Genomic DNA, 15,265 nt, shown 5'->3' with positions numbered 1-15,265 from the left:
GTCACCGGCTCCCGAGCCAACACCCACTCATGCGTGAGGCGAGCAACCGTCGGACCTTACCGCCTACACAACTACCCGATAAACCGCCCCGACCGGCTTAAACGTGACTGAGTGAACCCAACCGAATCCGAGAAAAGAGGCTGGGAGGGCAACTTTTCGCGGCGAGTCGCGTATGATGACTAAGGACTCTTGTCCCGATCCAGGCGCGGGCTTCGTGCCAGCCCGGATGAAAGAGCCCGAGACAACCGCACAATCGAGCGCGAATCTCCCCGCCGCCGATTCGCCACGCGATACATGGAAGGTCAGCCTGTGATCCCCCAAACCCCGGAACGCAGTCGCCGGATACCGAAGGCCATTGCCGCTTTCGCCCTCACGGCGCTTGCTCTCGTGGGCTGCACGGAAGAGCAGCAGCGAGGATTCCTCCCCGGTGATGCCACTCACCAGATCACGAATCACACCGACCGCATCATCACGATGTGGAGCGGTTCGTGGATCACTCTCCTCGCCGTCGGTCTCCTCGTGTGGGGCCTTGTTTTCTGGTGCGCGATCGCCTACCGCCGCAAGAAGAGCGACAAGGGCTTCCCGATTCAGCTGCGTTATCACGTGCCTATCGAGCTGACCTTCACGCTCATCCCGGTCATCATGATCATGACCCTCTTCTACTTCACGCAGCGTGACATTTCTGAGATCGAACGTCTCGATCCGAACCCTGACGTCACGGTTAATGTTGTTGCAAAGCAGTGGAGCTGGGACTTCAACTACGTCGATGCAGACGTCCACGAAGATCCTGGTGTCCAGTCGTTCCGTACCGGTGAAGAGGGCGCTGCCAAGGACCTTCCCACCCTCTACCTTCCCGTCGGCGAGACCGTTGAGTTCCAGCTCGATTCCCGCGACGTCATCCACTCGTTCTGGGTTGTGGACTTCCTCTACAAAAAGGACATGATCCCTGGCCACACCACCGCTTTCCAGGTCACTCCGCAGATCGAAGGTACCTATGCGGGCAAGTGCGCCGAACTCTGCGGCGAGTACCACTCCGACATGCTCTTCAACGTCAAGGTCGTCTCGAAAGAAGAGTTCGACAAGCACATGGAGGAGCTGCGGGCGAAGGGCAACGAGGGTCAACTCTCGAACGACCTTAACCGTCTCCAAAAGTCCTGGAACATGAAGGACGATTCCGACCGCCGCATCGAAAACCGTCGTGAGGATGCCAAAAAGTGAGTACTACAACCGCAGATACCACGCGCCGCTTCGCCCCGGCTCAGCCTGAGACAAAGAAGGGCAATCAGTTCTTCAAGCTCCTCACCACGACCGATCACAAGACGATCGGCATTATGTACATGGCAACCGCCTTTTTCTTCTTCTGCTTCGGCGGTGTCCTTGCGCTCTTGATCCGCGCTGAGCTGTGGGAGCCCGGTCTCCAGGTCGTTGTTTCGAAGGGCCAGTACAACCAGCTCTTTACAATGCACGGCACGATCATGCTGCTCATGTTTGGTACACCGCTCTTCGCGGGGTTCGCGAACTACCTGCTGCCGCTCCAGATTGGTGCTGTCGACATGGCGTTCCCACGCCTCAACATGTTCTCGTATTGGTTGACCGGCTTCGGAGCTCTCATCGCCTGCGCAGGCTTCCTCACCCCGCAGGGTGCAGCCTCGTTCGGCTGGTTCGCCTACGCGCCTCTCTCCGATACCACCTTTACGCCGGGCCTCGGCGGTGACTTGTGGGCCTTCGGTCTGTGCATGCAGGGCTTCGGCACCATCCTCGGCGCCGTCAACTTCATTACGACCATCATCACGATGCGCATGCCCGGCATGACCATGTTCCGCATGCCGATCTTCACGTGGAACGTCCTCATCACGTCGATCCTCATTCTCATGGTCTTCCCGCCCCTCGCCGCCGCGCTTTTCGCACTTGGCGCAGACCGCGTACTCGACGCGAACATCTTCGATCCTGCGAACGGCGGCCCGATCCTCTGGCAACACCTCTTCTGGTTCTTCGGCCACCCCGAGGTGTATGTGCTCGCACTGCCGTTCTTCGGCATCGCTTCCGAGATCATCCCCGTCTTCAGCCGCAAGCCGATCTTCGGCTACAAGACCCTGGTTTACGCGACCATCTCTATTGCCGCTCTTTCCGTGACCGTCTGGGCCCACCACATGTTCACAACCGGCGCCGTGATGCTCGACTTCTTCGCGTTCATGACGATGATGATCGCCGTGCCCACGGGCGTGAAGTTCTTCAACTGGGTTGGCACCATGTGGCGTGGATCCATCACATTCGAATCGCCGATGCTCTTCACGCTTGGCTTCATGACCACCTTCCTTTTCGGTGGCCTCACCGGCGTGATCCTCTCGACCCCGGTACTCGACTTCCACCTGAGCGACACCTACTTCGTCGTCGCCCACTTCCACTACGTCATCTTCGGCACGGTTGCCTTCGAAATGTTCGCGGGCTTCTACTACTGGTGGCCCAAGATGTTCGGCTACAAGCTGCGTGAAGACCTCGCGAAGGTCCACTTCTGGCTCCTTCTCGTTGGCTTCCACATGACGTTCCTCATCCAGCACTTCATGGGCGTCGAAGGTGCTCCCCGCCGATACATGAACTACCTTTCCGAGGACGGCTTCCAGTGGATGAACCAGTTCTCTACGGTCGGCGCGTTTATCCTCGGTGCCTCGACCCTCCCGTTCCTCCTCAACGTGGTGCTTACCCATATGAAGGGCGAGAAGGTCACCGTCAACGACCCGTGGGGCTACGGCGCTTCCCTCGAGTGGGCGACCTCATGCCCGCCGCCGCGCCACAACTTCGTTGAATTGCCGCGTATCCGCTCGGAGCGCCCGGCCTTCGACCAGAAGTTCCCCGAAGTTGCCGCGGTCGACCAGGTTCATGTCAACCGCGACGAAGCAGCACTCGCTAGCGCCCACGGAGGTAAGTAAGAATGCGCGCCAACGTCATCATCTTCGCCCTCATCGGTTGCTTCGTGACCGTCGTCGGCGTCGTCTACACCCTCCTCACCCTGAACGTTGATCCCGGCGGGATCGAATGGGTCGGCGTTCCCGCACTCTTCGCCCTCGCAGCGATGTGCTGGATGATCGCGATCTACGTTTGGATGAGTGAACGCCGCTACGGTGGCGGCGCACAGGACGATGAAGATGCCGAAGTCCACGAAGAGGCCGGCCACAAGGGCGTTTTCGCACCCTATAGCTGGGCGCCGCTCGTGTGCGCGGTGGGAGCATCGCTTGCTTTCGGTGGCTTTCCCATCGCCTACTGGATCACCGCCCTCGGCATCGTCGTTGGCATGATCGGCGTCGTCATGTGGGTGATGGCCTACTCAGTGGGGCACAACAGCCACTGAGGAAGCAATAAGTAGTCGCCCTATGAACAGGGCGTCAATTCCAACTTCATAACGGATGCTCGGCGGGCTCGTATGAGACTGCCGAGCACTTTCTTTCTCTGTAACTCATGCAAGCATCGAGATTCACTGGCGGGGCTCTAGCCCTGCCGCCGAGCGGACCTCCGCAGAAGCGTGTATTTTCCGTTAGCTGCGGTGTTGACATCACGCTCCTTGTGCGCGTGTTCTACGCTTCTATCTCCGCGCCGAAGTCGCGCAATCAACGTTAGCGCTAGGTGTGTTTGGTCCTCGATCGAAGCTTTCACACATGAAACGGCGAGCGCTCAACCCGTCGATCGCCTGAATCAATACGGCAGGGACGGAGATAGTGGTGGGGATGTTTTCGCCATCGAGGACTCATAAGTTTGTGGATTTCTGGTGGGATGCGAGCTGTGGTCTCGCCAGGGTTGATCGCTGCAGGAGCAGCCGCCCTTTCGCTATCGATAAGGATCCCCGGCGCCTAGCGGCAGCATGGTTGATATGCCAGCCCTTGATGGACCAATAAACTTGTCGCACCGAAAGTCCTTGGTATGGCCTGAACTCGCGTTGGAACGTTCATTCACGCGTTGGAATTCATCTGCTGACGAATGATCTGGCAGAGCAGTGCGAGCGCTGCCACAGCTGCGGCGGAACCGCATAGCACGGCTGGGGTTACGTGCGCAGCTACCAACAGCGAGCCGATCGTGGCACCTAGGGCCGAACCGAGGTAGTTCGCCGAAGCGTTCGCGGCTACAGCCGTCGCGCCATCAGTTGGATTCGCCTGCAGTAGCGTTTTCTGCTGGGGTGCGAGAGACGCCCAACCGCATAGCCCCCAGGTAAAAAGACTCGCCACGACGATTCCTGGAACCTGGTCTTGCGTCATCCCAATCAGGGCGAAGGTGAGGCCGGCGAGAATGAAAGCGCTGAGGCGAAGGGGGTCGCATCTGTCCACGAGACGCCCGATTCCAAACGCTCCGACTGCTCCGCCGATGCCCCAGACCCAAATCCCCATGCTTTGATGCGACGCTAGGCTCCCGGCGGACAACACGACGGTCAGGTAGGTGTAGAGGCCTAAAGACGCGACCCCGGTCAGCAGCGTGACGGTGACAGTGAGGAGATTCTTCGGTCGCGTGATTGACCGCAGCCGTTCAACGGGGCCAGAAGCTGGAATCGCGGGGAGTTCCCCGCCATGCAGCGCAACCCCTGCCAGCGCGGCACCACCGATGCCAACGATCAGCAGGATCGCGGCGCGCCACCCCCATTGCTGCGCCAAGGCAAGGCCGACGGGTACTCCAAATACGGTGCCGACCGCTAAGCCAGCTAAGACCAATGCCAACGCACGTCCACGATAGTCGTGGGCCACGAGCTCGGCTGCTACCGCCGACGATAGCGGCGAGTACACGCCGGCAGCTGCGCCAGCGGCCACACGAGAGCCCAAGAAGACCCCCGCTGTCGGTGACAGCGCTGTGATCAAATTTGCCACCGCAAATACCAACAGGGCGGCGACCAAACTTCGCCGTGGTCGCTGTCCAGCCAGCCCGGCCAGGAGCGGGCCCGAGATTGCGTAGGAACCCGTAAATGCGGCAACTCCCAGCCCAACCGTGGCTTCACGAGTGCCTAATGAGGGCGCAATAGCAGGCAGGAGACCCGCGATGACATAGGCGTCCAGGCCGAGAGCGACGCTGCCTAAGACAAACGGCCAGAGTTGACGCATCATGCTCGCACGGCCTCAGCTTCAGCATTGGCGATCACTGCAGCAAGCAGGCCTGGGAAAAGTCGATCCAGATCTTCTCGTCTCAATCGGATAAGGCAGGCGCGACCCTCGCCCCGGGTCCACGTCGCGCCGGCCTCTCGCAACATGCGCGTGTGGTAGGTCAGCGTCGACCGAGGTAGATCGTCCGCCAGCTCAAGGCTGTCGTGTTCGTGTCCGTCCGCCAGGCGTCGGATCATCTCCAGTCGCGTTGGGTCGCTCAACGCAGCAAGCACGCTCGCCAAAGTGATTTCGTCGCAATGTGGATGGTGGTATTCGCGCGGCGTCATCGATTCTCCCTAGATCGTGCAGTAATTCCTGCACAAAGATCGTACAGGAATCACTGCACGATTGTGAAGGCTGTTTGTGTCTCAAGAGTCGCGGCGAGGGTGCCTCGCTAGACATTGCGGCAGCATCCAGACGCTTCGTGATGGACAGCATCGCGGTATACGCGCTTGCCGGGAGCTTTCGACCTTCGATGGCGAATTTTCGAACATTTGATACGGCGGATCTGAACAGACTATTGAGTCAGGCCCATGTGGGGAATCGTAGAGAGTACAGGGTAAGGCTCGAGAAGCTGCCTGCTGGTGCTGTAGGGAGAGGGGTCATCCACTCTGGTTTTCAATCAAGACCGAGCTTGTTCGACGTGGTGCAACCGATCCTGTGGTGCTCGTTATTTGTGTTGCCGACCTACTTGCCAAGAGGCAAGCGCGCGTGAATTGCCAAGCAGCCGTCGGAACGCCATTTCAACCCTGGCGGGATTACGTACGTTGAGCTACCTCAATCCGGTCCGGGAAGGAGGGGGAAAGGGGCGGAGAAAGGGGGAGGGGGGAAGGGGAGAGGGGGGAAGAGAAGGGGAGGGAAGGAAGGGGACGGAGGGAAGAAGGAGAGGTGGGCAAACGAAGCCAGTGGCACAGAAGTGGGGGCCTGCCTCGAGCCGAAACTCAGTGGCAAACCCCCACAACCTCTATGCAATTCGGAGTGGTCACATCGGTGTGGCCGTGCAGATCAGCTACCCACGAGAGCCTTAATCTTGTGCTCCTCGTGTCCCGAGTGCTCAAGTGCCGCGCGAAGCTCCGCCGGCGTTGCAGGCTCGACGCGATCCTTGAAGAAGAAGCTCGACGCCTTCGCACGCAGCGACGAAACACCCTCGCCCTTCTGAAGCGGGCGATGGTTGTCATAGCTGACGAGAACCCAACGGTCGTATTCGCTGAGCGGCTCGTGGATCTCGAGCGTCTCGCCGTTCTCCATGCGCACAACCTTGCCGGTCTCAACGCCGTGGAGGGCGAGCTGCTTCTTGTGCTTCTGAATCGAGAGGCAAAGTCGCTTCGTCACGATGAACGAGATGATCGGGATCACGAAGATGCCAATGCGGAAGAACCACGTGAGGTTATTGAGCGACATGTGGAACGCAACGGCCATGAGGTCGTTCGCGCCGGCAAGAATTGACACGAGGTAGGCGGCAATCCACGCGACACCAAAGCCCGTGCGCACGGGGGTGTTGTACGGGAGATCAAGTACGTGGTGCTCGCGATCATCGCCCGTGACCCACTGCTCGATGAAGGGGTAGAGGGCGAGGCTTCCGAACATTATGCCCGGGAAGACCATGCCGGGAATGATGATGTTGAGCGAGATTGGGTAGCCGAAAATCGTGGGCTCCCAACCTGGCATGAGGCGTAGCGAGCCCTCGAGGAACAGCATGTACCAGTCAGGCTGCGAACCGGCCGACACGGGGGAGGGGTCGTAAGGGCCGTAGTTCCACACGGGGTTCATGGCAACCGTGGCACCGACAAGGGTGAGCACGCCAAACACGATGAAGAAGAAGCCGCCAGCCTTAGCCGTGTACACGGGGAACAGCGGGTAACCCACAACATTGCGGTCGGTGCGGCCGGGGCCAGGGTACTGCGTGTGCTTGTGCATCACGAGGAAGAACATGTGCAGGGCGATGAGCGCGAGAATCGCTCCCGGGATGATGAGAATGTGCACCGTGAAGAGGCGCGGGATGATGTCGTGACCCGGGAATTCGCCACCAAACATGAGCATCGATCCATAGGTACCGAGGATCGGGATGGCCTTCATAACGCCATCGGCGATGCGCAGACCGTTGCCCGAAAGCACGTCGTCGGGGAGCGAATAGCCAGAGAAGCCCGCGAGCATCGCGAGAACCATGAGGCCGAAGCCAATGAGCCAGTTGAGCTCGCGCGGCTTGCGGAAGGCGCCCGTGAAGAACACGCGGAACATGTGCACGAAGATCGCGACCATGAACGTGAGCGCTGCCCAGTGGTGGATCTGGCGGAACAAAAGCCCGCCCCACACATCAAAGGAGAGATGCAGGGTCGAGTTAAACGCCGCCGACATATGGGCGCCCTGGAGCGCCGTGTACGAACCGTCGTAGATGACTTCGTTCATGGAGGGAACGAAGAACATCGTGAGGAAGATGCCCGAGATGATGAGCACGACGAAGCTGTAGAGCGCGACCTCACCGAACATGAACGACCAGTGATCGGGGAAGATCTTGCGCGCGAAACCCTTGACAATGCTCGCACCGCTCGTGCGTTCGTCGAGCCAGCTCGCGCCGACCGAGCCGAGCTTGAAGGCCTTCGAGTCGCGGTCGAGGCCGGTGGTCTGGGTGTCACTCATGAGGAATTACTTCTCCTTGTGAATGTCCCAGAAGCTGGGACCGATGGGCTCGGGGAAATCGCCGGTCGCAACGAGATAACCCTCGTCGTCAACCTCGATGGGCAGCTGCGGGAGCGGGCGGTGCGCCGGCCCAAACACGACCTTAGCGCCGTCGGTGACGTCGAACGTCGACTGATGGCACGGGCAGAGCATGTGGTGGGTCTGCTGCTCGTAGAGTGCGACGGGGCAACCGACGTGCGTGCAGATCTTCGAGAACGCGAGGATCCCTTCGTGCCCCGCCTCGAGCGAGGATTCGCTCTTGCCATCAGCGGGATCGATACGCACGAGAACGGCGGCGGCCTTTGCTCGTTCTTCGATCCAGTCCGGGGTTTCTTCCGTGAGGCCCTCGGGCATCACGTGGAAGATCGAGCCAACCGTGACGTCGGAGGCCTTGATTGGGGTCTGGTCGTGGTCGCGAGCGATGCGCACGCGCTTGCTGTTCTCGGTTGCGCGGCCCCAATAGGTGTGATGGAGCTTGTTGCCGGGAAGGGGGCCGAGAGTCGAGATCGGGAAGAGAACCGCGATGGGGAGCGCTGCCAGTGCACCCACGAGCGAGGCGACGACGAGCGGGCGGCGCGCAATCCCGGATTCGTTGATGCCATCGACAAGAATGTTCGAGGCAGCTTCGCGGGTTTCCTCGTCGCCGCGTTGCGCGTGGCGCTCCTCGGTCACCTCGTGATCGGGCATGAGGGTCTTGGCCCAGTGGATAGCGCCCGCGCCGATGAAGAACACGCCAACAGCAAGGCCAACGCCCATCGTGAGCGTGGACCAGTGCACGGCCGAGAGAGTGCCTTCTTCCGCGAGGAGGTTCGTACCCGTTGGACTAAACAGGAAGTACGAGGCAATGAAGAATGCTGTGCCGAGGATCGAGAGGAGGAAGAGCAGCGAGACAATGCGCTCGGCGCGCCTTTCAGCCTTCGGGTCCAGATCCGCTTGGCGATACTCGTGCGGTGGGATGCCGGGATTACGGAAACCGCCCTCTTCGGGACGCGCAACGGTGCTTACGCCCTTGCGCGGCGAGGTGCCGTCGATGTTATGCGTCAGTTCGTTCACTTTGCCTTTGCTCCCAACCAGATTGCGCAGCCGAGCAGAATCGCGAGAATCGCAGTCCACGCGAAGAGGCCCTCGGTGACCGGGCCGAGTGCGCCGAGCGAATAGCCGCCGGGCGAGCCGTTTTCTTCGAGCTGGTTGAGGTAAGCGATGACATCGCGTTTGTCGTCGGGGCTCAGGTTGTTGTCGTTGAACACCGGCATGTTTTGGGGGCCGGTTTCCATGGCTTCATAGATGTGCTTGTCTTCGACACCGCGCAGCGTGGGAGCCCACTTGCCCTCGGTGAGGGCGCCGCCGGCAGCGGAGGCGCTGTGGCACATGGCGCAGTTGATGCGGAAAATTTCGCCGCCTTTGGTGACGTCGGCGCCTTCGGTGCTGAGCTGCTCTTCACTCGGGACGGAAGGTCCGGGGCCGAGTGAAGCGACGTAGGCGGAAAGCTGCGAGATCTGCTCGTCTGTGAACTGCACGGGCTTGCGCTGTGCCTGGGGGCCGGATTCCTGCATGGGCATACGACCCGTACCCACCTGGAAATCAACGGCTGCGGCGCCGACGCCGATGAGCGACGAGCCGACGGTATTGCCGTCGTCATCCTTGCGGCCTTCGCCGTTCACTCCGTGGCACGTCGCGCAGTTCGAGACGAAGAGCTTTTTGCCCTCGGCGATGTCGGATGCGGAGAAGGCCTCAGCCGACGCATCCTTGGGGGAGAGGACGGCAAACAAACCGCCCGTGGCGATCAACGCCATCAAGATGATGGCAAGGAGCGCCATCGGGTGATGGCGGTGTGTGGCCAAAGCCTTCACTGTGAGGACCTCGTTTCGGTAAAGGGTGCGAATCCGAGCTATAGAAACTTTCAGAAGAAGACCCAATTGCCTTCGACGGTGTGCAGGATGAGCGGGTCGAGTAGGTAGACGACGAAGAAGAGCGCTACCCAAATGACATCAACGAAGTGCCAGTAGTACGACACGCAGATCGCACTGACTTCTTCATGGTGCGTGAAGTTTTTTGCGGAGTACGCGCGCGCAAGAACAAAGAGGAATGCGATGAGCCCGCCAAGAACGTGGAGGCCGTGGAAGCCCGTGGCGAGGTAGAAGATCGAGCCGTGAGGTGTGCTCGAGATCGTGAGCCCCTTGTGCACGAGCTCGGCATACTCGAAAACCTGGCCCGAGACGAAGATCGCGCCGAGAACGAATGTCAGGGTGTACCACTCGATGAGGCCCCAACCGGCAATGTTGAAGATCGAGCCGGTGCGGCGCTTGCGGCGTTTCTCCGCTGCGAAGACCCCCATCTGGCACGTGATCGAGCTCGTGACCAGGATGATCGTGTTGGTGATCGCGAAGTTGAGCGTGAAGTTTTTCTGGCCCTCGTAGAACACTTCGGGGACGACGCCGTACAGCGTGAAGTACATGGCAAAGAGGGCACCGAAGAACATGATCTCGCTCGCGAGCCACACGATTGTGCCGACCTGGGTCGTGTTCGGCCTGCTCACGGGGGAGGTGCGAGGGGCGGAGGAAAGAGGCGCTGTTGTCACGGTTCTCATTCGTCGTTGGTCGGGAAGCGAGGCCATGCACGGCACATGGTCTCGGCCGCGAGGACTGAGGCCCGGGCGGCCCTGCGGGGACAAAAGTCCGCACGCAGGTTTTTTCAGCATACCCGCTGGGGGCGAGTTTGTTGAATCGAACGGGGCTTTTGTCCCGGTTTTTTGCGTGATCTAAGCCCCGTTCCGCAAGGTGAGCATGCCCCACGTCACGAGTGGCGACGGCCTAGCATGGGCGTCATGACGGATCAAGAAATCTATACCTGGCCGGCACTCACCACCGCCCTCATGCAGGGCCGGGATCTGACGAGCGACGAGGCGTGGTGGGCTATGGGACAGGTGATGCGCGGGGAAGTTGATCCGATCCCACTAGCGGGCTTTCTCGTGGCGCTTCAAGCAAAGGGCGCTGTCGTGCACGAGGTTAACGCTCTTGCGTCCTCGATGCTCGAGCATTCGACGGCCATCACGGCACCGGAAGGCGCCGTAGATATCGTTGGGACCGGCGGAGACGGCGCCCACACGGTCAACGTTTCGACCATGGCTTCTCTCGTCATTCGCGGCGCAGGTGTTCCCGTCGCGAAGCACGGCAACCGCGCCGTAAGTTCGAAGTCGGGTTCCGCCGATGTCCTCGAAGCACTGGGGGTGCGACTCGACCTTCCCGTTCAAAGTGTGCAGCGGGTGCTCGACGAGGCAGGCATTTCCTTTTGCTTTGCGCAAGTGTTTCATCCCTCGATGAAGCATGCGGCAGCCGCGCGCGGCGCCCTCAAGATCCCCACCGCCTTCAACGTTCTTGGCCCCATCACCAACCCCGCTGGTGTGTGCGCACACTCCGTGGGCGTTGCTTTTGAGGAAATGGCCCCTGTGATCGCGGGCGTCTTTGCTGATCGTGGCGCTTCGGCGATTGTCGTGCGCGGCCGCGACGGACTCGATGAGCTGAGCATCGCCGCAGAGTCCGACGTCTGGGAGGTGCGAAACGGGAGTGTCACCACGCATGTCATTGCCCCCGAAGACTTCGGCCTCGCTCGGGCGAGCATCGATGCGCTTCGCGGAGGCGATCCTGCCTACAACGCGCAGGTTGCGCGAGATCTTCTCGCAGGCAGAAAAGGTCCGGTGCGCGACGCGGTTGTGCTCAATGCCGCTTCGGGCATTGTCGCTGCTGAGGCGCTCGAAGCAGGGTCCGACGCTTGCGCAGCCTTCACCGATCGCATGCGCACTGCGGTGAAGCGCGCGGAAGAATCGCTCGATACCGGTGCCGCACAGGCTGCGCTCGACCGCTGGGTCAGGGTGTCGCAGAGCGTGTGAACGTGCGCTGAAATTCCTCGAGAGTGAAACGCGCGGTTGCGGGCATCGACCACTCGCCCTCGATATGGACGATTCTGATCCCCGGCTCAGCGAGCCATTCGAGGAGAAGTTCCGCCTCTTGGTGATAGCCGAAGCATAGAGGTGCGTGCAGCTCGGCCTCCGCTTCGCTTTCACGCTCAAGCTGCGCGACCGCGGCAAGCGGATCCGTCCACGCGGGCATTGCGCGAGCAGCGCCAAGGCGCCCGTGTCGCACGGCGAGTACCTCCCACTGCCACGGTGAATGTGCCGCACCACCGGGGCACGCGACTTTGCGCGCGGCCACGAGGAAGGGAACCTCGGCGATTGAGCGGAGTCGGGCGGCGCGCCTTGCCGCATTCGCGAAAAGCTCCACCCGGGTGCGGAGCGCTTCCGCGTTCTCGTAAAGTCCGCGGTCCACAAGCCCGCGCATCTTCTTCGCCGCATACTCGAAAACATCACTCGGATCCTCTGTGAGGGCGTGGTGCATGCGCGCGTGGAAGCCTGGGTGTTCGTCAAAGAGTTCCGACGGTGCCTCGGCATCCGTCGGGCCGTCACTGCCGATTTGGCTTCCCGCCATACCGGTATTTTTCCCGCCTCCGACCGCTGAAGCGAGCGCCGCGTATACGAGCGAGCGGATGGGCTCGACATCGTGGCGCGAGCGGAGCGGGCCGATGTAGGCATGAACTTCGGTTTCCTCTTGGACTTTGCGGGCGAGACGTAGCCCGTCGTGGCTTACGCGCAGCCAGTTGCCGAGTGAAGGGCGAATTCCCTGGCGGTTCGCGATGGGACGCGTGCTCGCGATCGCTCGCAGTTCCCGGATCGCGGCTTCGGATTCGCTTGAGCATTGCACGACGTCGATACGTTCGGTCACGGGAATGATGTCGAGAACGGCGCGTCGTGTCTCTTGCGGTGAAAAGTATGTGCGTACGCGCGAGCGGAGGTTGCCCGACTTTCCGATATACAGCACGGAGCCATGCGCATCAATGAACGAGTAGACGCCTGGACCTACGGGAATGTTGGCGGCGAGGTGCCGTTTGCGGATTTGTGCGGGTTTCGCTTTCTTACCGCTCGAGGTCAGATCGGAAAGATGACTCGCTCCGCCCTCGGAGAGGCGCGCGATGATCTCATGAAGCACGTCGACAGTTGCTCGCGCATCTGAAAGCGCTCGGTGGTTGGGGACCGTCGTCGCGCCCACGGCGCCCGCGAGGGTCGAGAGTTTGTGGTTCCTCACCTCGTCGCGACCAAAAACCCTCCGAGCGAGCGCGAGCGTGTCGACGACCTCAAACGGGGGCCACCGATAGTCGAGCCGGAGCGCCGCGGCCTTGAGGAAGCCGATGTCGAAGCGGGCGTTGTGGGCGACGAGAACGGAAGTGCGTGCGAACTCGAGAAATGCGGGGATGACGGCTTCTACTGAAGGAGCATCGTGCACCATGTGATCGGAAATGCCCGTGAGCGCGGCGATGTAGGCAGGGATTGGGCGCTCGGGGTTGACGAAAGTTTGAAATTCCTCGACGACCTCGCCGCCAACGACGCGCACAGCGCCGATCTCCGTGATGGCGTCAATCTCGGCATTCGTGCCGGTTGTTTCGAGATCGACGACAACAAACTCGACGTCGATGAGTTCCGGGCCGAGATCGTCAAACGTTCGCTGCGCAGATTGAGCGATCGCGCTCCCGCCTTACTTCTTCTTTGTGTAAATCCGGTCGATGACGTCGGAGAAGTCCTTGACGACGGCGGCGCGCTTGAGCTTAAACGAAGGCGTAAGGTAGCCGTTCTCCTCGGTAAAGTCCGCATCGATGATCTCGAACTTGCGGATCGATTCGGCGCGGGAGACCGAGGTGTTGGCTTCATCAACCACCCTCTGGACTTCGGCGATGACGTCCTCGTTCGAGATCGCCTCGGCCATGGGGATCGAACCTTGTCCCTTGTTCTTGAGCCAGCTCGGGAGCATCTCGCGATCGAGCGTGACAATCGCAGAGACGAACGGCTTTTGGTCGCCAAGCACAATGCACTGGCTGACAATCGGGCTCTGCCGTACGACGTCCTCGAGCTGCGCGGGGGAGACGTTCTTGCCGCCCGCTGTCACGATGATCTCTTTCGAGCGGCCCGTGATCGTGATGTAGCCATCCTCGTCGATCATGGCGGTGTCTCCAGTGTTGAACCAGCCGTCCTGAAGTGCCTGGGCTGTCGCTTCAGGGTTGTTCCAGTACCCCTTGAACACCATGACGCCTTTGACGAGCAGCTCGCCCTTGTCGTTGAGCTTCACCTTGGAACCCGGGAACGCCGGGCCAACGGTGCCAACCTTGACGTTCCAGGGATTATTAACGCCCACCGGCGCGGTTGTTTCCGTGAGGCCGTAGCCCTCGAGAATGGTCACGCCGATGCCGCGGAAGAAATGGGGGAGGCGATCGCCGAGCGGCGCACCGCCCGAGATGGCATACGTGAGCTTCCCGCCCATAAGGTCACGAAGCTTGGAGTACACGAGCTTGTCAAAAAGCTTGTGTTGCGCTTTCACGTGAAGAGGGATCTTGCCGGAGTCGAGACCCTTGGAGTACTGAATCGCGACCTCGACAGCGCGGTGGAAAACCTTCCCCTTGCCGTCGCCAACAGCCTTCTGCTCGGCGCCGTTGTACACCTTCTCGAACACGCGCGGCACGGCGAGGAGAACGGTGGGCTTGAACGAGGCGAGGTCGTCGAGAAGGTGCTTCGCGTCGGGCGAGAACCCGGTTGTGCACGCCGTCACGATGGAAATGAAGGTGAGATCGCGAGCGAACACGTGCGCGAGGGGCAGGAACATGAGCATGCGCGAACCCGGTGGCATCACCGCGTCGCCAAGGAGCCCAGTCGCGTTGAGCGACTGGTCCATAAAGTTCGCGTGCGTGAGTTCCACGCCCTTGGGGCGACCAGTCGTGCCGGAGGTATAGACGATCGTCGCAGTGTCAGTCTTGCGGCGGCTTCTGCGTGCCTTCTCGATGGCCTCTTCATCGATTTCGGTCTCGTCAACGGAGAGCTCGTCGACGATGCCATCGTCGATGACCCAGACCTGTTCGAGGTTCGGGAGTGAAGGACGTACCTCGTCGACGTCTTGTGCGTGCCCGGCGTTTTCACAAAAGATCATGCGGGCGCCCGAGTCCGAAGCGATCCATTCGATCTGTCCTGGGGAGGAGGTTTCGTAGATCGGAACACTGATGGCGCCCGTGAACCACAGTGCCCAGTCGATGAGCGTCCACTCGAAGCGGGTGCGCGACATGATCGCCACGCGATCTCCTGGCTGTACGCCTTGGTTGATAAGGCCCTGCGCGAGGCGCTTTACGAGAGTGATGAACTCGGGAGCGTACATGGGTGACCACGTGCCGGGTGTGAGTTGGCGCTCCCAAAGTGGAATGTCCGCATGTTTGGTGCGACGCAGAAGGAGGAAGTCGGTGATGTTCTCTTCGGGCTTCGACTCTGCGATCTGAGGCGTTTCGAACTCGCGTGACACGGGGGAATGCTCCTTGACTTCTGGGCGGGGCTGAAATCGAGTGTACGCGCCTTTGGCGAAAAGGATCGTCCAGGTGGCCGTATGTGGCGC

Annotated in this window: 12 protein-coding genes; 4 read left to right on the top strand and 8 right to left on the bottom strand. The window is 60.8% G+C overall.

Going from position 1 to position 15,265, the window contains the following annotated elements; genetic code table 11:
* Positions 1-309: 309 nt before the first annotated feature.
* The 3 genes from coxB to M3B90_RS01415 are packed head-to-tail and all read left to right on the top strand — an operon-like array spanning position 310 to position 3,346.
* Positions 310-1,218 (top strand): cytochrome c oxidase subunit II, encoded by a 909-nt coding sequence (coxB, locus tag M3B90_RS01425; RefSeq protein ID WP_259888280.1) that lies wholly within the window; start codon positions 310-312, stop codon positions 1,216-1,218.
* On the top strand, positions 1,215-2,927 hold the full coding sequence (ctaD, locus tag M3B90_RS01420; RefSeq protein ID WP_259888266.1) for a cytochrome c oxidase subunit I: 1,713 nt from the start codon (positions 1,215-1,217) through the stop codon (positions 2,925-2,927). Before coxB ends, ctaD begins: the two co-directional genes overlap by 4 nt.
* 2 nt (positions 2,928-2,929) lie before the next feature.
* Complete coding sequence (locus M3B90_RS01415) at positions 2,930-3,346, top strand: cytochrome c oxidase subunit 4 (RefSeq protein ID WP_259888265.1); 417 nt, start codon at positions 2,930-2,932, stop codon at positions 3,344-3,346.
* A 595-nt stretch (positions 3,347-3,941) separates the two neighbouring features.
* Here M3B90_RS01415 and M3B90_RS01410 read toward each other — a convergent pair.
* From M3B90_RS01410 to M3B90_RS01385, 6 genes are all read right to left on the bottom strand, one after another.
* Positions 3,942-5,075 carry an MFS transporter gene (locus M3B90_RS01410; protein ID WP_259888279.1) on the bottom strand — a complete coding sequence of 378 codons (1,134 nt, stop codon included), beginning with the start codon at positions 5,073-5,075 and terminating at the stop codon, positions 3,942-3,944.
* Entirely contained in the window at positions 5,075-5,401 is a 327-nt protein-coding gene (locus M3B90_RS01405) for a helix-turn-helix transcriptional regulator (protein WP_259888264.1), read from the bottom strand. Before M3B90_RS01405 ends, M3B90_RS01410 begins: the two co-directional genes overlap by 1 nt.
* 718 nt (positions 5,402-6,119) lie before the next feature.
* Positions 6,120-7,751 (bottom strand): cytochrome bc complex cytochrome b subunit, encoded by a 1,632-nt coding sequence (locus M3B90_RS01400; RefSeq protein ID WP_259888263.1) that lies wholly within the window; start codon positions 7,749-7,751, stop codon positions 6,120-6,122.
* 6 nt (positions 7,752-7,757) lie between these two features.
* Positions 7,758-8,834, bottom strand: coding sequence for a Rieske 2Fe-2S domain-containing protein (locus M3B90_RS01395; protein WP_259888278.1), 1,077 nt, complete (start codon positions 8,832-8,834; stop codon positions 7,758-7,760).
* 5 nt (positions 8,835-8,839) lie between these two features.
* Entirely contained in the window at positions 8,840-9,640 is an 801-nt protein-coding gene (locus M3B90_RS01390; protein ID WP_259888262.1) for a c-type cytochrome, read from the bottom strand.
* 50 nt (positions 9,641-9,690) lie between these two features.
* Complete coding sequence (locus M3B90_RS01385) at positions 9,691-10,377, bottom strand: heme-copper oxidase subunit III (protein WP_259888261.1); 687 nt, start codon at positions 10,375-10,377, stop codon at positions 9,691-9,693.
* A gap of 228 nt (positions 10,378-10,605) precedes the next feature.
* Here M3B90_RS01385 and trpD point away from each other — a divergent pair, with 228 nt between their 5' ends.
* Entirely contained in the window at positions 10,606-11,676 is a 1,071-nt protein-coding gene (gene trpD / locus M3B90_RS01380; protein ID WP_259888260.1) for an anthranilate phosphoribosyltransferase, read from the top strand.
* Here trpD and M3B90_RS01375 read toward each other — a convergent pair.
* Together M3B90_RS01375 and M3B90_RS01370 are read right to left on the bottom strand one after the other, a co-directional pair.
* Positions 11,654-13,360 carry a DEDD exonuclease domain-containing protein gene (locus M3B90_RS01375; RefSeq protein ID WP_259888277.1) on the bottom strand — a complete coding sequence of 569 codons (1,707 nt, stop codon included), beginning with the start codon at positions 13,358-13,360 and terminating at the stop codon, positions 11,654-11,656. The two genes, trpD and M3B90_RS01375, sit on opposite strands and share 23 nt — an antisense overlap.
* Before the next feature lie 12 nt (positions 13,361-13,372).
* Positions 13,373-15,175, bottom strand: a complete 1,803-nt coding sequence (locus M3B90_RS01370) for a long-chain fatty acid--CoA ligase (RefSeq protein ID WP_259888259.1) — start codon at positions 15,173-15,175, stop codon at positions 13,373-13,375.
* Positions 15,176-15,265 lie beyond the last annotated feature (90 nt).

The sequence above is a fragment of the Dermabacter sp. p3-SID358 genome (genome assembly GCF_025147465.1).
In the GTDB taxonomy this organism is placed as follows: domain Bacteria; phylum Actinomycetota; class Actinomycetes; order Actinomycetales; family Dermabacteraceae; genus Dermabacter.
Note: the sequence above shows the minus strand (reverse complement) of the source record. Positions and strands in the feature narration are given on the sequence as shown.